Raw genomic sequence first — 14,541 nt, 5'->3', positions numbered from 1 at the left:
TTAGCCCGAATCACTCGGGCTAGCGCTTATTCCTCTTCTTTTTCCTTCGCGGGTGCGGGTGGCGGACGCAAGCCGATTTCCGCCGTCAGCTTCAGCTCTTTGCCGTTGCGCATCACCTGAATCGTGACTTTGTCGGTCGGCTTGATGCGTGCGACCTGATTCATCGAGCGACGACCATCGCCCGCCGGTTCGCCATCGATGGCCAGAATCACGTCACCCAATTGCAAACCGGCCTTCTGCGCCGGACCGTCACGGAAAATACCCGCGACCACAATGCCCGGACGCCCCGACAGACCAAACGACTCCGCCAGTTCCTGCGACAACGGCTGCACTTCAATACCCAGCCAGCCGCGAATCACCTGGCCGTGTTCGATGATCGACTTCATCACTTCCATCGCCAGCTTCACCGGGATCGCGAAACCGATACCTTGGGAGCCGCCGGACTTGGAGAAGATCGCGGTATTGATGCCGGTCAGGTTGCCGTTGGCGTCCACCAGTGCGCCGCCGGAGTTGCCGGGGTTGATCGCGGCGTCGGTCTGGATGAAGTCTTCGTAGTTGTTCAGGCCCAGCTGGTTACGGCCGGTGGCGCTGATGATGCCCATGGTTACGGTCTGGCCGACGCCGAACGGGTTGCCGATGGCCAGGGCCACGTCGCCGATGCGGATGTTGTCGGAGCGACCGACGGTGATCGACGGCAGGTTTTTCAGATCGATCTTCAGGACCGCGAGGTCGGTTTCCGGGTCGCTGCCGATGACGCGGGCCAGGGTTTCACGGCCGTCCTTCAATGCGACCACGATCTGGTCAGCACCGCTGGTCACATGGTTGTTGGTCAGCAGATAACCTTCCGGGCTCATGATCACGCCGGAGCCGAGGCTCGATTCCATGCGCTTCTGCTTGGGCGCATTGTCGCCGAAGAAGCGGCGGAACTGCGGGTCTTCGAACAGCGGATGGTTCGGCTTGTTGATGACCTTGGTGGTGTACAGGTTCACCACCGACGGCGCGGCGATGGTGACCGCATCGGCATACGACACCGGACCTTGCTGCATCGTGGTGGTTTGCGGGGCTTGCTGCAGGTTGACGTCGAGGCTCGGAAGCCCGACCCACTGCGGGTAACGCTGGATGATCAACAGAGCGATAAGCACGCCGGCCAACAGCGGCCAGCCGGAAAAACGCAGCGCTTTGAGCATTAAGCACGTCCTGGAAGGTTGCAGGTGGTATGAGACCGCCCATAATGTCGCGCATTATACGAGGCCGCGCGCGCCTCTGAACGGGATATTTAGGAGTCTTTTATGGCCGTCGCCCTGAGCACCCTGGTCGAAGAAGCCGACCGTTATCTGAACAGTGCAAGGATTGCCGATTATTGCCCCAACGGGTTACAGGTTGAGGGGCGGCCGCAGGTGATGCGCATCGTCAGTGGCGTCACCGCCAGTCAGGCGTTGCTGGACGCGGCGGTCGAAGCCCAGGCCGATCTGGTGCTGGTGCACCACGGTTATTTCTGGAAGGGCGAGAATCCGTGCATCACCGGCATGAAGCAGCGTAGGTTGAAAACCCTGCTCAAGCACGATATCAGCCTGTTGTCCTACCATCTGCCACTGGACCTGCATCCGGACGTCGGCAACAACGTGCAGCTCGCGCGTCAGCTGGACATCACCGTCGAAGGTCCGCTCGATCCGGACAACCTTAAAATTGTCGGGCTGGTGGGCTCTCTGAACGAGCCGGTGACACCGCGTGATTTTGCCCGCCGCGTGCAGGAAGTCATGGGCCGCGAGCCGCTGCTGATCGAAGGCAGCGAGATGATTCGCCGGGTTGGCTGGTGCACCGGTGGTGGTCAGGGTTACATCGATCAGGCCGTTTTGGCCGGCGTCGATCTGTACCTCAGCGGTGAAGCGTCCGAGCAAACCTTCCACAGCGCCCGGGAAAACGACATCAGCTTCATCGCTGCCGGGCACCATGCCACTGAGCGCTACGGTGTGCAGGCGCTGGGCGATTACCTGGCGCGACGTTTTGCGCTGGAGCACATTTTCATCGATTGCCCGAATCCGATTTGATTAACACCACAAATCAAATGTGGGGGCGAGCCTGTTCGCGATGACTGCATGACAAGCGACATTGATGTGACAGATACAACACCGCAATCGCGAGCAGGCTCGCTCCCACAGGGGCCTGACCGCCCAAACGAGGGGGTATATTCATATACCCTTTCGATCTAGTTCGCGTCCTGATTAGAAGAGGACGCTGTGCTAGGATTCCTCGCTCGAACACGGCCCGCTGGCCGTCCATAAGATCGTTTTCGTGAGTAGCCATGGTCGACAAACTGACGCATCTGAAACAGCTGGAGGCCGAAAGCATCCACATCATCCGCGAGGTCGCCGCCGAGTTCGATAACCCGGTGATGCTGTACTCCGTCGGTAAAGACTCCGCCGTGATGCTGCACCTTGCGCGCAAGGCATTCTTCCCGGGCAAGCTGCCGTTCCCGGTGATGCATGTCGACACCCGGTGGAAGTTCAAGGAAATGTACGCGTTCCGCGACCGCATGGTCGAAGAGCTCGGCCTTGACCTGCTGGTGCACGTGAACCCCGATGGCGTCGCGCAGGGCATCAACCCGCTGACCCACGGCAGTGCCAAGCACACCGACATCATGAAAACCGAAGGCCTGAAACAGGCTCTCGACAAGTACGGCTTCGACGCCGCGTTCGGTGGCGCTCGCCGCGACGAAGAGAAATCCCGTGCCAAAGAGCGCGTGTATTCCTTCCGCGACACCAAGCATCGCTGGGACCCGAAAAACCAGCGTCCAGAGCTGTGGAACGTCTACAACGGCAACGTCAACAAGGGTGAATCGATCCGCGTTTTCCCATTGTCGAACTGGACCGAACTGGACATCTGGCAGTACATCTACCTCGAAGGCATCCCGATCGTGCCACTGTATTTCGCCGCCGAGCGCGACGTCATCGAGATGAATGGCACCTGGATCATGATCGACGACGAACGCCTGCTCAATCACCTGAGCGACGAAGACAAGGCGCGCATCGTCAAGAAGAAAGTCCGTTTCCGCACACTGGGTGACTACCCGTTGACCGGTGCGGTCGAGTCCGAGGCCACCAGCCTGACCGACATCATTCAGGAAATGCTCCTGACGCGAACTTCCGAACGCCAGGGCCGGGTCATCGACCACGATGGCGCAGGCTCGATGGAAGAAAAGAAACGTCAGGGTTATTTCTAAGGGGTTGTCATGTCGCACGTATCTGATTTGATCAGCGAGGACATCCTCGCCTACCTGGGCCAGCACGAACGCAAGGAAATGCTGCGCTTTCTGACTTGTGGCAACGTCGACGACGGCAAGAGCACCCTGATCGGGCGCCTGCTGCACGACTCCAAGATGATCTACGAAGATCACCTGGAAGCCATTACCCGCGACTCGAAAAAAGTCGGCACCACCGGCGAAGACATCGACCTGGCGTTGCTGGTCGACGGCCTGCAGGCCGAGCGTGAGCAGGGCATCACCATCGATGTCGCCTACCGCTACTTCTCCACCGCCAAGCGCAAATTCATCATCGCCGATACCCCTGGCCATGAGCAGTACACCCGCAACATGGCCACCGGTGCGTCCACCTGTGACCTGGCGATCATCCTGGTCGACGCCCGCTACGGCGTGCAGACCCAGACCCGTCGCCACAGCTTCATAGCCTCGTTGCTCGGCATCAAACACATCGTGGTCGCCATCAACAAGATGGACCTCAACGGCTTCGACGAAACCGTGTTCGAGTCGATCAAGGCCGATTACCTGAAGTTCGCCGAAGGCATCGCGTTCAAGCCGACCACCATGGCCTTCGTGCCGATGTCGGCGCTGAAGGGCGACAACGTGGTGAACAAGTCCGAGCGCTCGCCGTGGTACACCGGCCAGTCGCTGATGGAAATTCTGGAAACCGTCGAGATCGCCAGTGACCGCAACTACACCGACCTGCGTTTCCCGGTGCAGTACGTCAACCGTCCGAACCTGAACTTCCGTGGGTTCGCCGGCACCCTGGCCAGCGGCATCGTGCACAAGGGCGACGAAGTCGTTGTGCTGCCGTCGGGCAAGAGCAGCCGCGTGAAATCCATCGTCACCTTCGAAGGTGAGCTGGAACACGCCGGTCCAGGCCAGGCTGTCACGCTGACCATGGAAGACGAGATCGACATCTCCCGCGGCGACTTGCTGGTGCACGCCGACAACCTGCCGCAAGTGACCGACGCCTTCGACGCCATGCTGGTGTGGATGGCCGAAGAGCCGATGCTGCCGGGCAAGAAATACGACATCAAGCGCGCCACGAGTTACGTGCCGGGTTCGATCACCAGCATCGTCAACCGTGTGGACGTGAACACCCTGGAAGAAGGTCCGGCCAGTGCGCTGCAACTGAACGAGATCGGTCGGGTCAAGATCAGCCTCGACGCAGCCATCGCGCTGGACGGTTATGCGAGCAATCGCACCACCGGTTCATTCATCGTCATCGATCGTCTGACCAACGGCACCGTCGCGGCCGGCATGATCATCGCTCAGCCGTTGGCGCATGGCAGCAGCACGCACCACGGCAAACTGGCACACGTCGCCACCGAAGAGCGCGCTCAGCGTTTCGGGCAGCAGCCGGCCACCGTGTTGTTCAGCGGTTTGTCGGGCGCAGGCAAAAGCACCTTGGCCTACGCGGTTGAACGCAAACTGTTCGACATGGGCCGTGCGGTATTCGTGCTCGATGGCCAGAACCTGCGTCATGACCTGAACAAAGGTCTGCCACAGGATCGCGCCGGGCGTACCGAGAACTGGCGCCGTGCCGCGCACGTTGCGCGTCAGTTCAACGAAGCCGGTTTGCTGACGCTGGCCGCTTTCGTTGCACCGAGCGCCGAAGGTCGCGAGCAGGCCAAGGACCTGATCGGCAAGGAGCGTCTGCTGACGGTCTACGTCCAGGCCTCGCCGACAGTCTGTGCCGAGCGTGATCCACAGGGCCTGTACGCGGCGGCCGGGGATAACATCCCGGGCGATTCCTTCCCGTACGACGTGCCGCTGGACGCCGACCTCGTGGTCGACACCCAGTCGTTGTCGCTGGAAGAAAGCGTCAAGCAAGTGCTGGATCTGCTGCGTCAGCGTGGCGCGATCTAAGCGTCAGCCGCGCAATAAAAAACCCGCCGATGAGTGATCATCGGCGGGTTTTTTTATTCGGCTCAACTCGGTCAACTGTGGGAGCTGCTAGCGATTGCGGTGATTCAGGCAATAAATCTGCTGAATGTGAACCCGCTATCGCCAGCAGGCTGGCTCCCACAGTAGGTCAGTGTTTATCGGGGTATTTGCGATGCATCTGCTCCAGCAACGCATCCTTGTCTAACCAAAGCTGATTGATCCACCCCTGAAACTGCAAGCGATACTCCCCATCCTGGTCATAGTTCTTGCCGATAAACTGCGGCGGAATCTTCAGCTCCTGAAAATGCACCACCACATCTTTCACGTTGCCACAGAGCAAATCCCAATACCCAGGCCGCCCGCCCGGATAGTGAATGGTCACGTTGACGATCGACTCCAGCTGCTCACCCATCGCATCCAGCACAAACGCAATGCCACCGGCCTTGGGCTTGAGCAGATACTTGAACGGTGATTTCTGCTGGGCATGCTTGCCTTCGGTGAAGCGCGTGCCTTCAACGAAATTGAAAATCCCCACCGGGTTGTTGCGAAACTTCGCGCAGGTCTTGCGGGTGGTTTCCAGGTCTTTGCCTTTCTTTTCAGGGTGCTTTTCCAGGTAAGCCTTGGAGTAGCGTTTCATGAACGGAAAGCCCAGCGTCCACCACGCCAGACCAATCACCGGCACCCAGATCAGCTCTTGCTTGAGAAAAAACTTCAGCGGCTGGATGCGACGGTTGAGCACGTACTGCAGCACCATGATGTCGACCCAGCTCTGATGGTTGCTGGTGATCAGGTACGAGTGCTGATAGTCCAGACCTTCAAGGCCACTAAGGTGCCAGCGCGTACGGCAGACCAGGTTCATCCAGGCTTTGTTGTTACTGATCCAGGCTTCATGGGTATGGCTCATCAACCAGAGCGTGAAACGCTGGGTGAGGGCAAAGGGCAAGATTTTGAAGATCGCCACGCAGAACAGAAACGAGCAGAGCAAAATCGTATTCAACGCCAGCAACAACGATGCAATCACGCCGCGCACGGCGGCAGGCAGGAAATCCAGCATTTAAAGATCCAGAGGTCGGTTGGCAGCTTGAATCGCGGTCAACGCGATGGTGTACACGATGTCATCGACTTGCGCGCCGCGCGGCAGGTCGTTCACCGGTTTGCGCAGGCCTTGCAGCATCGGCCCGAGGCTGACGCAATCGGCGCTGCGCTGCACGGCTTTGTGCGTTGTGTTGCCGGTGTTCAGATCGGGGAACACGAACACCGTGGCACGCCCGGCCACCTGACTGTTCGGCGCCAGTTGCCGGGCGACGGTTTCGTTGGCCGCGGCGTCGTATTGCAACGGGCCGTCGATCAGCAGCGAGTGCTGTTGTTCATGGGCGAGCAATGTCGCTTCACGCACTTTCTCGACTTCCTCACCGCTGGCGGATTCACCGCTGGAGTAACTGATCATTGCCACGCGCGGGGTGATGCCAAACGCGGCAGCCGAGTCGGCGCTTTGCAGGGCAATCTCGGCCAGCTCGCTGGCGCTCGGATGCGGGTTCATCACGCAGTCGCCATAGACCAGCACCTCTTCGGGAAACAGCATGAAGAACACCGACGACACCAGGGTGCAGCCCGGCGCGGTCTTGATCAGCTGCAGGGCAGGGCGAATGGTGTTGGCGGTGGAGTGGATGACGCCGGACACGAGGCCGTCGACTTCATCCAGCGCGAGCATCATCGTGCCGATCACCACGGTGTCTTCCAGTTGTTGCTCGGCCATCGGCGCATTGAGGCTTTTGCTTTTGCGCAGGGCAACCATTGGTTCGACATAGCGTTCGCGAATCAGGTCCGGGTCGAGAATTTCCAGCCCTGGCGGCAGCTCGATATCGTGCGCTCGAGCGACGGCTTCGACATCTTCCGGTTTCGCCAGCAGCACGCAACGGGCAATGCCGCGCGCCTGACAGATCGCGGCCGCTTGCACGGTCAGCGGTTCGCTGCCTTCGGGCAACACGATGCGTTTGTTGGCGGCCTGGGCGCGCTGGATCAACTGGTAGCGGAACACTGCAGGCGACAGGCGCATCTCCCTTGGCGTGCCGCAACGCTGGTGCAGCCAGTTGGCATCCAGGTGGCTGGCGACGAAGTCGGTGATGATCTCCGCACGCTCGCGGTCGTCGATCGGGATTTCCTTGTTCAGACCGTTCAACAGGTTGGCGGTCTCGTAGGAACCGGTGCTCACCGACAACACCGGCAAACCGGCCTGCAACGCGCCACGGCACAGGTCCATGATGCGCGGGTCGGGCAGGGTGTCGCTGGTCAGCAGCAGGCCGGCCAGCGGCACGCCGTTCATGGCCGCGAGGCTGACGGCGAGGATGATGTCGTCGCGATCGCCTGGCGTTACCACGAGTACGCCGGGCTTGAGCAGCTCCACGGTGTTGCGCATGGTGCGGGCGCAGATGATGATCTTGGTCATGCGCCGGGTTTCATAATCGCCGGCATTGAGAATTTGCGCGCCCATCAGGTCGGCGACGTCGCGGGTACGCGGGGCGTTCAGTTCCGGCTGGAACGGGATGCAGCCAAGCAGACGGAAATCACCGCTGCGCAGCAAGGGCGAATGCTCCTTCAGGCGCGAGGCGAAGGCGTCCATGCTTTCGTCGGTCTTGACCTTGTTGAGGATCACGCCGAGGACTTTCGGGTCTTTCGGACCGCCGAACAATTGCGCCTGCAATTCCACGCGGCCGGAGAGTTCGGTCAGCACTTCGTTTTCCGGCGCCGAGACCAGGATCACGTCGGCATCCAGGCTCTTGGCCAAATGCAGATTGACCCGCGCGGCGTAACTGGCGCTGCGGGTCGGGACCATGCCTTCGACGATCAACACGTCTTTGCCGATGGCGGCTTGCTGATAGAGCGTGATGATTTCTTCGAGCAGTTCATCGAGCTGACCGTCGCCGAGCATGCGCTCGACGTGGGCCAGGCCCAATGGCTGAGGCGGTTTCAAACCGTGGGTGCGCGCCACCAGTTCGGTGGAGCGTTCAGGCCCGGTGTCGCCCGGATGGGGCTGGGCGATCGGTTTGAAAAAGCCGACTTTGAGGCCGGCGCGCTCAAGCGTACGTACCAGCCCGAGGCTGATGGAGGTCAGACCCACACCAAAATCGGTGGGCGCGATAAAAAAAGTTTGCATGCGGATTCTCTGGAGGAGCATGACAAAGGTGATCATCTATAGCTGACGATCTACCGAATTTCAGTCGCCAAGGTTATCGCTAACCGAGCCCTGTGCGCACCAACCACATTCAAAGGGCTGGCCTATTTTTTCAATACGTTGCGCAGGGTCCAGGACCCATGCGCGCGATTGCCAGGGTGGCTGGTGGCGCAGGTGCTGGGTATGGCCACAAGACAGTTCGACCACCCAATGCCCGTCCTCGTCCTGATGAAAACCGGTGACCGTCGAGCCTTTCGCTGCGATCCGTCTGTCCGGGTTGTGTTCGCTTTCGGACGATTGCTTCGCTAAACTTGGCCTTTCTAAATTCTTATGCAAAAGGTCTCGCCCCATGCTGATCGCCGCCAATAAGGCTGTCTCCATCGACTATACCCTGACCAACGACGCTGGTGAGGTCATCGACAGCTCCGCCGGCGGCGCGCCGCTGGTCTACCTGCAAGGTGCAGGCAACATCATCCCGGGCCTGGAAAAGGCTCTGGAAGGCAAAGCAGTCGGCGACGAGCTGACCGTAGCCGTTGAGCCTGAAGACGCTTACGGCGAATACGCTGCCGAACTGGTCAGCACCCTGAGCCGCAGCATGTTCGAAGGCGTCGACGAACTGGAAGTGGGCATGCAGTTCCATGCTTCCGCTCCGGACGGCCAGATGCAGATCGTCACCATTCGTGATCTGGACGGCGACGATGTCACCGTCGACGGCAACCACCCGTTGGCCGGTCAGCGCCTGAATTTCCAGGTCAAGATCATCGACATCCGTGACGCCAGCCAGGAAGAAATCGCTCATGGTCACGTCCATGGCGAAGGTGGCCATCACCACTGATTTTCTGCGCTAAGCTCAGAGAACTGGAGAGGCGCCCGAGGGCGCCTTTTTAGTCCGCGGCTGTCCCTGGTGATATCGCCAAGTGGCTGTTTCGAGTAGAACACGGGAATCTGGAGTTCGTCATGAGTGCTTTTCACGACCTTAAATTGACAGCCCTGGATGGACAGGAGCTACCGCTGGCGCCCTTCAAGGGGAACGTCGTGCTGGTAGTCAACGTCGCCTCCAAATGTGGCTTGACACCACAGTACGCGGCACTGGAAAACCTTTACCAGCAATACAAAGGTAAAGGCTTCAGCGTGCTGGGCCTGCCGTGCAACCAGTTTGCCGGGCAGGAACCGGGCACTGAGCAAGAAATCCAGGAATTCTGCAGCCTCAACTATGGCGTGACCTTTCCGTTGTCCAGCAAGCTGGAAGTCAACGGCCATGATCGTCATCAGCTGTACCGCCTGCTGGCGGGTGAAGGCGCCGAGTTTCCAGGCGACATTACCTGGAACTTCGAAAAATTCCTGCTGGGCAAGGATGGTCGTGTCCTGGCGCGGTTCTCGCCACGTACGGCGCCGGATGATCCTTCTGTCATCCAGGCCATCGAAAAAGCCCTGAGCTGATTTTCGCGAATCAAGATCAAAAGATCGCAACCTTTGGCAGCTCCTACAGGTGTTCGCATTCCTCTGTAGGAACTGCCGTAGGCTGCGATCTTTTTGCTTCTGCCTTTTGACCCTTAATCACCCAGATCAATAGTGCTGTGCATCGCTCGCCACTGCACATATTATCGCCGTCATAAAATTCCATCCCGTCGATATCGTTTTTGTGGAGCGCCCCATGCCCGTCAAAGCCCTGTTCAAACCGTTCCACCTCGGCACCCTTGAACTGCCGACCCGCGTTGTCATGGCCCCGATGACCCGCTCGTTCTCGCCGGGCGGCGTGCCCAATTCCAAAGTGATCGAGTACTACCGTCGCCGCGCCGCTGCCGGCGTTGGCTTGATCATCACCGAAGGCACCACGGTCGGCCACAAGGCCTCCAATGGCTACCCGAACGTGCCGCACTTCTACGGTGAGGCCGCGCTGGCCGGCTGGAAGAAAGTCGTCGACGCGGTGCACGCCGAAGGCGGCAAGATCGTTCCGCAGCTGTGGCATGTCGGTAGCGTGCGTCGCATCGGCACCGAGCCGGACGCGAGTGTGCCGGGTTACGGTCCGTCGGAAAAACTGAAGGACGGCCAGGTTGTGGTTCACGGCATGACCAGACAGGACATCCAGGACGTGATCGCCGCGTTCGCCCAAGCCGCCAAAGACGCGCAAAGCATCGGCATGGACGGTGTGGAAATCCACGGTGCACACGGCTACCTGGTGGACCAGTTCTTCTGGGAAGGCAGCAACCAGCGTACTGACGAATACGGCGGCAGCCTGGCCAACCGTTCGCGCTTCGCCATCGAGCTGATTCAAGCCGTGCGTGCTGCGGTCGGCGAAGGTTTCCCGATCATTTTCCGTTTCTCCCAGTGGAAGCAGCAGGATTACACCGCGCGTCTGGTGCAAACCCCGGAAGCGTTGGGTGAATTTCTCAAGCCGTTGTCCGACGCGGGTGTGGACATTTTCCACTGCTCGACGCGCCGTTTCTGGGAGCCGGAGTTCGACGGTTCTGAACTGAACCTGGCGGGCTGGACGCGCAAACTGACCGGCAAGCCGACCATCACCGTGGGCAGCGTCGGCCTGGATGGCGAGTTCCTGCAGTTCATGGTCAACACCGACAAGATCGCGCAGCCGGCCAGCCTGGAGAAACTGCTGGAGCGTTTGAACAACGATGAGTTTGATCTGGTGGCGGTAGGGCGTGCGCTGCTGGTGGACCCGGACTGGGCGCAGAAAGTGCGTGACGGGCGTGAGGAAGACATCCTGCCGTTCAGCCGTGAGGCGTTGATGACCTTGGTTTAAGCGGCGACTGGCAAGGCCCCATCGCCAGCAGGCTGGCTCCCACATGTTCTGTGTACACCGCAGACCCCCTGTGGGAGCCAGCCTGCTGGCGATGACTCCCTAGGCTCAGGGCAAGGTCGGTGCATTCGGCACCACGTGCTCCCCCCCACAAGCCCCCCGCAACTGCCCTTCAAACTGCTCGATAATCGCCGCCCAACCCTGGCGACTCGCATGCTGGCGCGCATTGAGCCTTATGCAACGCAAGGTTTCGCGTTCCTCCAGCAACCACGCCGCCGCATCGCTGAACGCCTCTTCATCCCCCGGCATCGCCAGCACGCCGTTGTAGCCGTGGCGGATATGCTGCGCCGCCGCCGCTTGATCGTAAGCCACCACGCCCAGCCCCGAGGCCAACGCCTCAAGCACCACATTGCCGAAGGTTTCGGTCATGCTCGGAAACAGAAAAACATCCCCGGACGCATAGTGGCTGGCCAGGGCTTCGCCGCGTTGTGAGCCGCAGAAAATCGCTTCGGGCAGTTCCTGCTCCAGCGACGCTCGTTGCGGGCCGTCGCCGACGATGATCAGTTTCATGTTTCGCTGTGGATAAGTCGCTGCCAGCGTGTCGAAGCAGCGTTTAAGCAAGCCAAGGTTTTTTTCCGGCGCCAGACGCCCTACGTGAATCAGCGCAATATCCTTCTCGCCCAGACCCCACTGTTCGCGCAGCGATGGCAGGCGTTTGGTCGGGTGAAACAACTGGCTGTCGACTCCGCGAGACAGCAACGCCAGGCGCTCGAAATGCCGGCGCTCCAGTTCCATCCGCTGGCTGATACTTGGCACCAGGGTCAGCGTCGAACGATTGTGAAACCAGCGCAGGTAGTGGGTCAGCAGGCGGGTGAGCAAGCCGAGCCCGTACTGGTTGGAGTATTGCTGGAAATTAGTGTGGAAGCCGCTGACTACCGAAATCCCCAGGCGCCGTGCCGCGCGCAGCGCCGACAGGCCCAGCGGTCCTTCCGTGGCGATGTACAGCACGTCCGGGCGCTGACGCTTCCAGCGTCGCAGCAGCTTGTGCATCGATGACTGACCCCATTGCAAACCCGGATACCCCGGCAGCGGCCAGCCCCGGCACAGCAGCAACCCATCGTCGCTGCCCAACTGCTGATCGCAACCCTGCCGTGGCCGCACCAGTTCAACCTGATGCCCGCGCGCGCGCAAACCGTCGCACAAGCGGCCAAGGGTATTGGCCACGCCATTGATTTCGGGAGGGAAGGTTTCGGTGATCAGAGTGATATGCAGAGCTGTCGTCATGACCTCAGTGTCGGCTGAGGCCATGTCGTCGTTGTGGCGTTTTGATGATGGATTTGTGACAGGCTCAGCGTTGCGTCACCAGATTCTCCGCGCCGCGTTCACGCACCCAGAACAACGTCGCCCCCGCCACCGCCGCCGGCATCATCAGAATGTTGACCACCGGAATCAGCAGCACCAGGTAAACACTGCCGCCAAAACTCATGCTCTGCCAGCGCTTCTCGCGCAGCCAGGCGAGCATCTCGTTCCAGCCCAGCTTGTGGTTGTCCGCCGGGTAGTCGATGTACTGGATCGCCATCATCCACACCCCGAACAGCAGCCACAACGGCGCGGCGATGATGTTCACCACGGGGATGAACGAGAGGATGAACAGCCCGAGCGCCCGCGGCAGGAAGTAGCCGAGTTTGCGCATTTCCCGAGCCAGGGTGCGTGGGATCATGGCGATCAGTTCGCCCCAGCTGAAAGAGGGGAAGTCGTCGGTGCCGCGTACCACCACTTCGACTTTTTCCGCCAGGAAACCATTGAACGGCGCGGCGATAACGTTGGCCAGCATGGTGAAGGTGAAGAACACCATCAACACCACCAGCACGACAAAGATCGGCCAGAGCACGTAACTGAGAAAACTCAGCCAGTCGGGCAGGGACGGCATCAGCGTATCGACCCACAGGCTGAATTGATGGCCGGCCAGATAGATCAATCCGACGAACAGCACCAGATTGATTGCCAGCGGCAACAACACGAATAAACGCAGGCTGGGACTCAGGACCAGCTTGAGGCCTTCGCGCAGGTATTGCGGGCCGGACAGAACAGGGGCGGGCATATCGTGCTCCGAGCAGAGGGGAAACGCGCCGACCTTACCGGCTTTGCCTGACGGGCGAAAGCGCGGTCGCAGCATCGACATCAACTGTAACAAAGGCGCCTATATATAGACGGCAACCGGATAGAGACCGCCTATGAGCTGGATTGTTAAACCGTATTTCCTTAATCTTCGCCCCCTCGATACGCTGCACCCAATCTTTTTACAGGACTGTCGAGTTCAAGCCTTCCCCAAGTGCTTTCAACAGTCCTTTTTTATTCCCGCCGGCAACCCGGCGTTCCGCGCCAGGTGTTCCGGGCCGGTCAACAGGAGCAGGTCATGTCTGAAGTCCGTCATTCGCGAGTGATTATTCTCGGTTCCGGCCCTGCCGGTTACAGCGCCGCGGTCTATGCCGCCCGTGCCAACCTCAAGCCTCTGCTGATTACCGGCATGCAAGCCGGCGGTCAACTGACCACCACCACCGAAGTCGACAACTGGCCGGGCGACGTCCACGGCCTGACCGGCCCGGCGCTGATGGAACGCATGAAAGAGCACGCCGAGCGCTTTGAAACCGAGATCGTTTTCGATCACATCAATGCCGTGGACTTCGCTGCCAAGCCTTACACCCTGACCGGCGACAGCGCGACGTACACCTGCGATGCCCTGATCATCGCCACCGGCGCCAGCGCTCGCTACCTGGGCCTGCCATCGGAAGAAGCGTTCATGGGCAAAGGCGTTTCGGCCTGCGCGACCTGCGACGGTTTCTTCTATCGCAACAAGCCAGTGGCTGTGGTCGGTGGCGGTAACACCGCTGTCGAAGAGGCGCTGTACCTGGCCAACATCGCCAGCACCGTGACCCTGATCCACCGTCGCGAAACCTTCCGCGCCGAGAAGATCCTGATCGACAAGCTCAATGCCCGCGTTGCCGAAGGCAAGATCATCCTGAAGCTGAACTCGAACCTGGACGAAGTCCTGGGCGACAACATGGGCGTGACCGGTGCTCGCCTGAAAAACAACGACGGCAGCTTCGACGAGCTGAAAGTCGACGGCGTGTTCATCGCCATCGGCCACACCCCGAACACCTCGCTGTTCGAAGGTCAGCTGACGTTGAAAGATGGCTACCTGGTGGTGCACGGCGGTCGTGAAGGCAATGCGACGGCGACCAACGTCGAAGGGATCTTCGCGGCCGGTGACGTGGCTGACCACGTTTACCGTCAGGCGATCACCTCGGCGGGTGCTGGCTGCATGGCGGCACTGGATGCCGAGCGTTATCTGGATGACCTGCAGAACGCCAAGTTCTGAGAGCGTTGAAATGAAAAAAAACCGGCTTTGGCCGGTTTTTTTTGCTCACGAAAAATGCGGTCAACACAAACCCTTGTGGGAGCTAGCAG

General features: G+C 60.1%; 13 protein-coding genes. 7 read left to right on the top strand and 6 right to left on the bottom strand.

Annotated elements, in window-relative coordinates; all coding sequences use genetic code 11:
* Positions 1-26: 26 nt before the first annotated feature.
* Positions 27-1,187, bottom strand: a complete 1,161-nt coding sequence (gene algW / locus ACM6I5_RS06565) for a Do family serine endopeptidase AlgW (RefSeq protein WP_017336556.1) — start codon at positions 1,185-1,187, stop codon at positions 27-29.
* A gap of 102 nt (positions 1,188-1,289) precedes the next feature.
* Between algW and ACM6I5_RS06560 the strand changes: the two genes are divergently transcribed.
* The 3 genes from ACM6I5_RS06560 (at position 1,290) to cysN (ending at position 5,128) form a co-directional block, all read left to right on the top strand.
* Positions 1,290-2,048 carry a Nif3-like dinuclear metal center hexameric protein gene (locus tag ACM6I5_RS06560; protein WP_017336557.1) on the top strand — a complete coding sequence of 253 codons (759 nt, stop codon included), beginning with the start codon at positions 1,290-1,292 and terminating at the stop codon, positions 2,046-2,048.
* Between the two features lie 254 nt (positions 2,049-2,302).
* Positions 2,303-3,220 (top strand): sulfate adenylyltransferase subunit CysD, encoded by a 918-nt coding sequence (cysD, locus tag ACM6I5_RS06555; protein WP_010463281.1) that lies wholly within the window; start codon positions 2,303-2,305, stop codon positions 3,218-3,220.
* 9 nt (positions 3,221-3,229) lie between these two features.
* Positions 3,230-5,128 (top strand): sulfate adenylyltransferase subunit CysN, encoded by a 1,899-nt coding sequence (gene cysN, locus ACM6I5_RS06550; protein ID WP_017336558.1) that lies wholly within the window; start codon positions 3,230-3,232, stop codon positions 5,126-5,128.
* Between the two features lie 166 nt (positions 5,129-5,294).
* Here the strand turns inward: cysN and ACM6I5_RS06545 are convergent, their stop codons facing one another.
* The 3 genes from ACM6I5_RS06545 to ACM6I5_RS06535 are packed head-to-tail and all read right to left on the bottom strand — an operon-like array spanning position 5,295 to position 8,699.
* A complete protein-coding gene (locus ACM6I5_RS06545; RefSeq protein WP_017336559.1) occupies positions 5,295-6,200 on the bottom strand; it encodes an acyltransferase in 906 nt (301 codons plus the stop codon).
* Positions 6,201-8,300 carry a phosphate acetyltransferase gene (gene pta / locus ACM6I5_RS06540; RefSeq protein ID WP_017336560.1) on the bottom strand — a complete coding sequence of 700 codons (2,100 nt, stop codon included), beginning with the start codon at positions 8,298-8,300 and terminating at the stop codon, positions 6,201-6,203.
* Positions 8,301-8,360: 60 nt separating this feature from the next.
* A complete protein-coding gene (locus ACM6I5_RS06535) occupies positions 8,361-8,699 on the bottom strand; it encodes a DUF3565 domain-containing protein (protein WP_414879375.1) in 339 nt (112 codons plus the stop codon).
* Here ACM6I5_RS06535 and ACM6I5_RS06530 point away from each other — a divergent pair.
* From ACM6I5_RS06530 to ACM6I5_RS06520, 3 genes are all read left to right on the top strand, one after another.
* A complete protein-coding gene (locus tag ACM6I5_RS06530) occupies positions 8,668-9,153 on the top strand; it encodes an FKBP-type peptidyl-prolyl cis-trans isomerase (RefSeq protein ID WP_007901600.1) in 486 nt (161 codons plus the stop codon). The two genes, ACM6I5_RS06535 and ACM6I5_RS06530, sit on opposite strands and share 32 nt — an antisense overlap.
* A gap of 122 nt (positions 9,154-9,275) precedes the next feature.
* Positions 9,276-9,758, top strand: a complete 483-nt coding sequence (locus tag ACM6I5_RS06525) for a glutathione peroxidase (RefSeq protein WP_017336562.1) — start codon at positions 9,276-9,278, stop codon at positions 9,756-9,758.
* Between the two features lie 214 nt (positions 9,759-9,972).
* A complete protein-coding gene (locus tag ACM6I5_RS06520; RefSeq protein ID WP_017336563.1) occupies positions 9,973-11,076 on the top strand; it encodes an NADH:flavin oxidoreductase in 1,104 nt (367 codons plus the stop codon).
* Positions 11,077-11,181: 105 nt separating this feature from the next.
* On the opposite strand, the gene ACM6I5_RS06515 is transcribed toward ACM6I5_RS06520, so the two are convergent.
* On the bottom strand, positions 11,182-12,381 hold the full coding sequence (locus ACM6I5_RS06515; protein WP_414883437.1) for a glycosyltransferase family 4 protein: 1,200 nt from the start codon (positions 12,379-12,381) through the stop codon (positions 11,182-11,184).
* Between the two features lie 40 nt (positions 12,382-12,421).
* Positions 12,422-13,174, bottom strand: a complete 753-nt coding sequence (cysZ, locus tag ACM6I5_RS06510; protein WP_017336565.1) for a sulfate transporter CysZ — start codon at positions 13,172-13,174, stop codon at positions 12,422-12,424.
* Between the two features lie 315 nt (positions 13,175-13,489).
* On the opposite strand from cysZ, the gene trxB reads away from it, so the two are divergent.
* Positions 13,490-14,452, top strand: a complete 963-nt coding sequence (gene trxB / locus ACM6I5_RS06505; RefSeq protein WP_017336566.1) for a thioredoxin-disulfide reductase — start codon at positions 13,490-13,492, stop codon at positions 14,450-14,452.
* Positions 14,453-14,541: the final 89 nt, after the last annotated feature.

The sequence above is a fragment of the Pseudomonas sp. IT-P171 genome, assembly GCF_949767765.1.
GTDB lineage: Bacteria > Pseudomonadota > Gammaproteobacteria > Pseudomonadales > Pseudomonadaceae > Aquipseudomonas > Aquipseudomonas fluorescens_B.
The sequence above is the reverse complement of the archived record's forward strand: the minus strand, read 5'-3'. Positions and strand labels throughout refer to the sequence as shown.

Bases quoted from the DNA above. Each gene is read 5' to 3' on its own strand.
- algW (WP_017336556.1), bottom strand. From the start codon at position 1,187: ATGCTCAAAGCGCTGCGTTTTTCCGGCTGGCCGCTGTTGGCCGGCGTG.
- ACM6I5_RS06560 (WP_017336557.1), top strand. From the start codon at position 1,290: ATGGCCGTCGCCCTGAGCACCCTGGTCGAAGAAGCCGACCGTTATCTG.
- cysD (WP_010463281.1), top strand. From the start codon at position 2,303: ATGGTCGACAAACTGACGCATCTGAAACAGCTGGAGGCCGAAAGCATC.
- cysN (WP_017336558.1), top strand. From the start codon at position 3,230: ATGTCGCACGTATCTGATTTGATCAGCGAGGACATCCTCGCCTACCTG.
- ACM6I5_RS06545 (WP_017336559.1), bottom strand. From the start codon at position 6,200: ATGCTGGATTTCCTGCCTGCCGCCGTGCGCGGCGTGATTGCATCGTTG.
- pta (WP_017336560.1), bottom strand. From the start codon at position 8,300: ATGCAAACTTTTTTTATCGCGCCCACCGATTTTGGTGTGGGTCTGACC.
- ACM6I5_RS06530 (WP_007901600.1), top strand. From the start codon at position 8,668: ATGCTGATCGCCGCCAATAAGGCTGTCTCCATCGACTATACCCTGACC.
- ACM6I5_RS06535 (WP_414879375.1), bottom strand. From the start codon at position 8,699: ATGGAGACAGCCTTATTGGCGGCGATCAGCATGGGGCGAGACCTTTTG.
- ACM6I5_RS06525 (WP_017336562.1), top strand. From the start codon at position 9,276: ATGAGTGCTTTTCACGACCTTAAATTGACAGCCCTGGATGGACAGGAG.
- ACM6I5_RS06520 (WP_017336563.1), top strand. From the start codon at position 9,973: ATGCCCGTCAAAGCCCTGTTCAAACCGTTCCACCTCGGCACCCTTGAA.
- ACM6I5_RS06515 (WP_414883437.1), bottom strand. From the start codon at position 12,381: ATGGCCTCAGCCGACACTGAGGTCATGACGACAGCTCTGCATATCACT.
- cysZ (WP_017336565.1), bottom strand. From the start codon at position 13,174: ATGCCCGCCCCTGTTCTGTCCGGCCCGCAATACCTGCGCGAAGGCCTC.
- trxB (WP_017336566.1), top strand. From the start codon at position 13,490: ATGTCTGAAGTCCGTCATTCGCGAGTGATTATTCTCGGTTCCGGCCCT.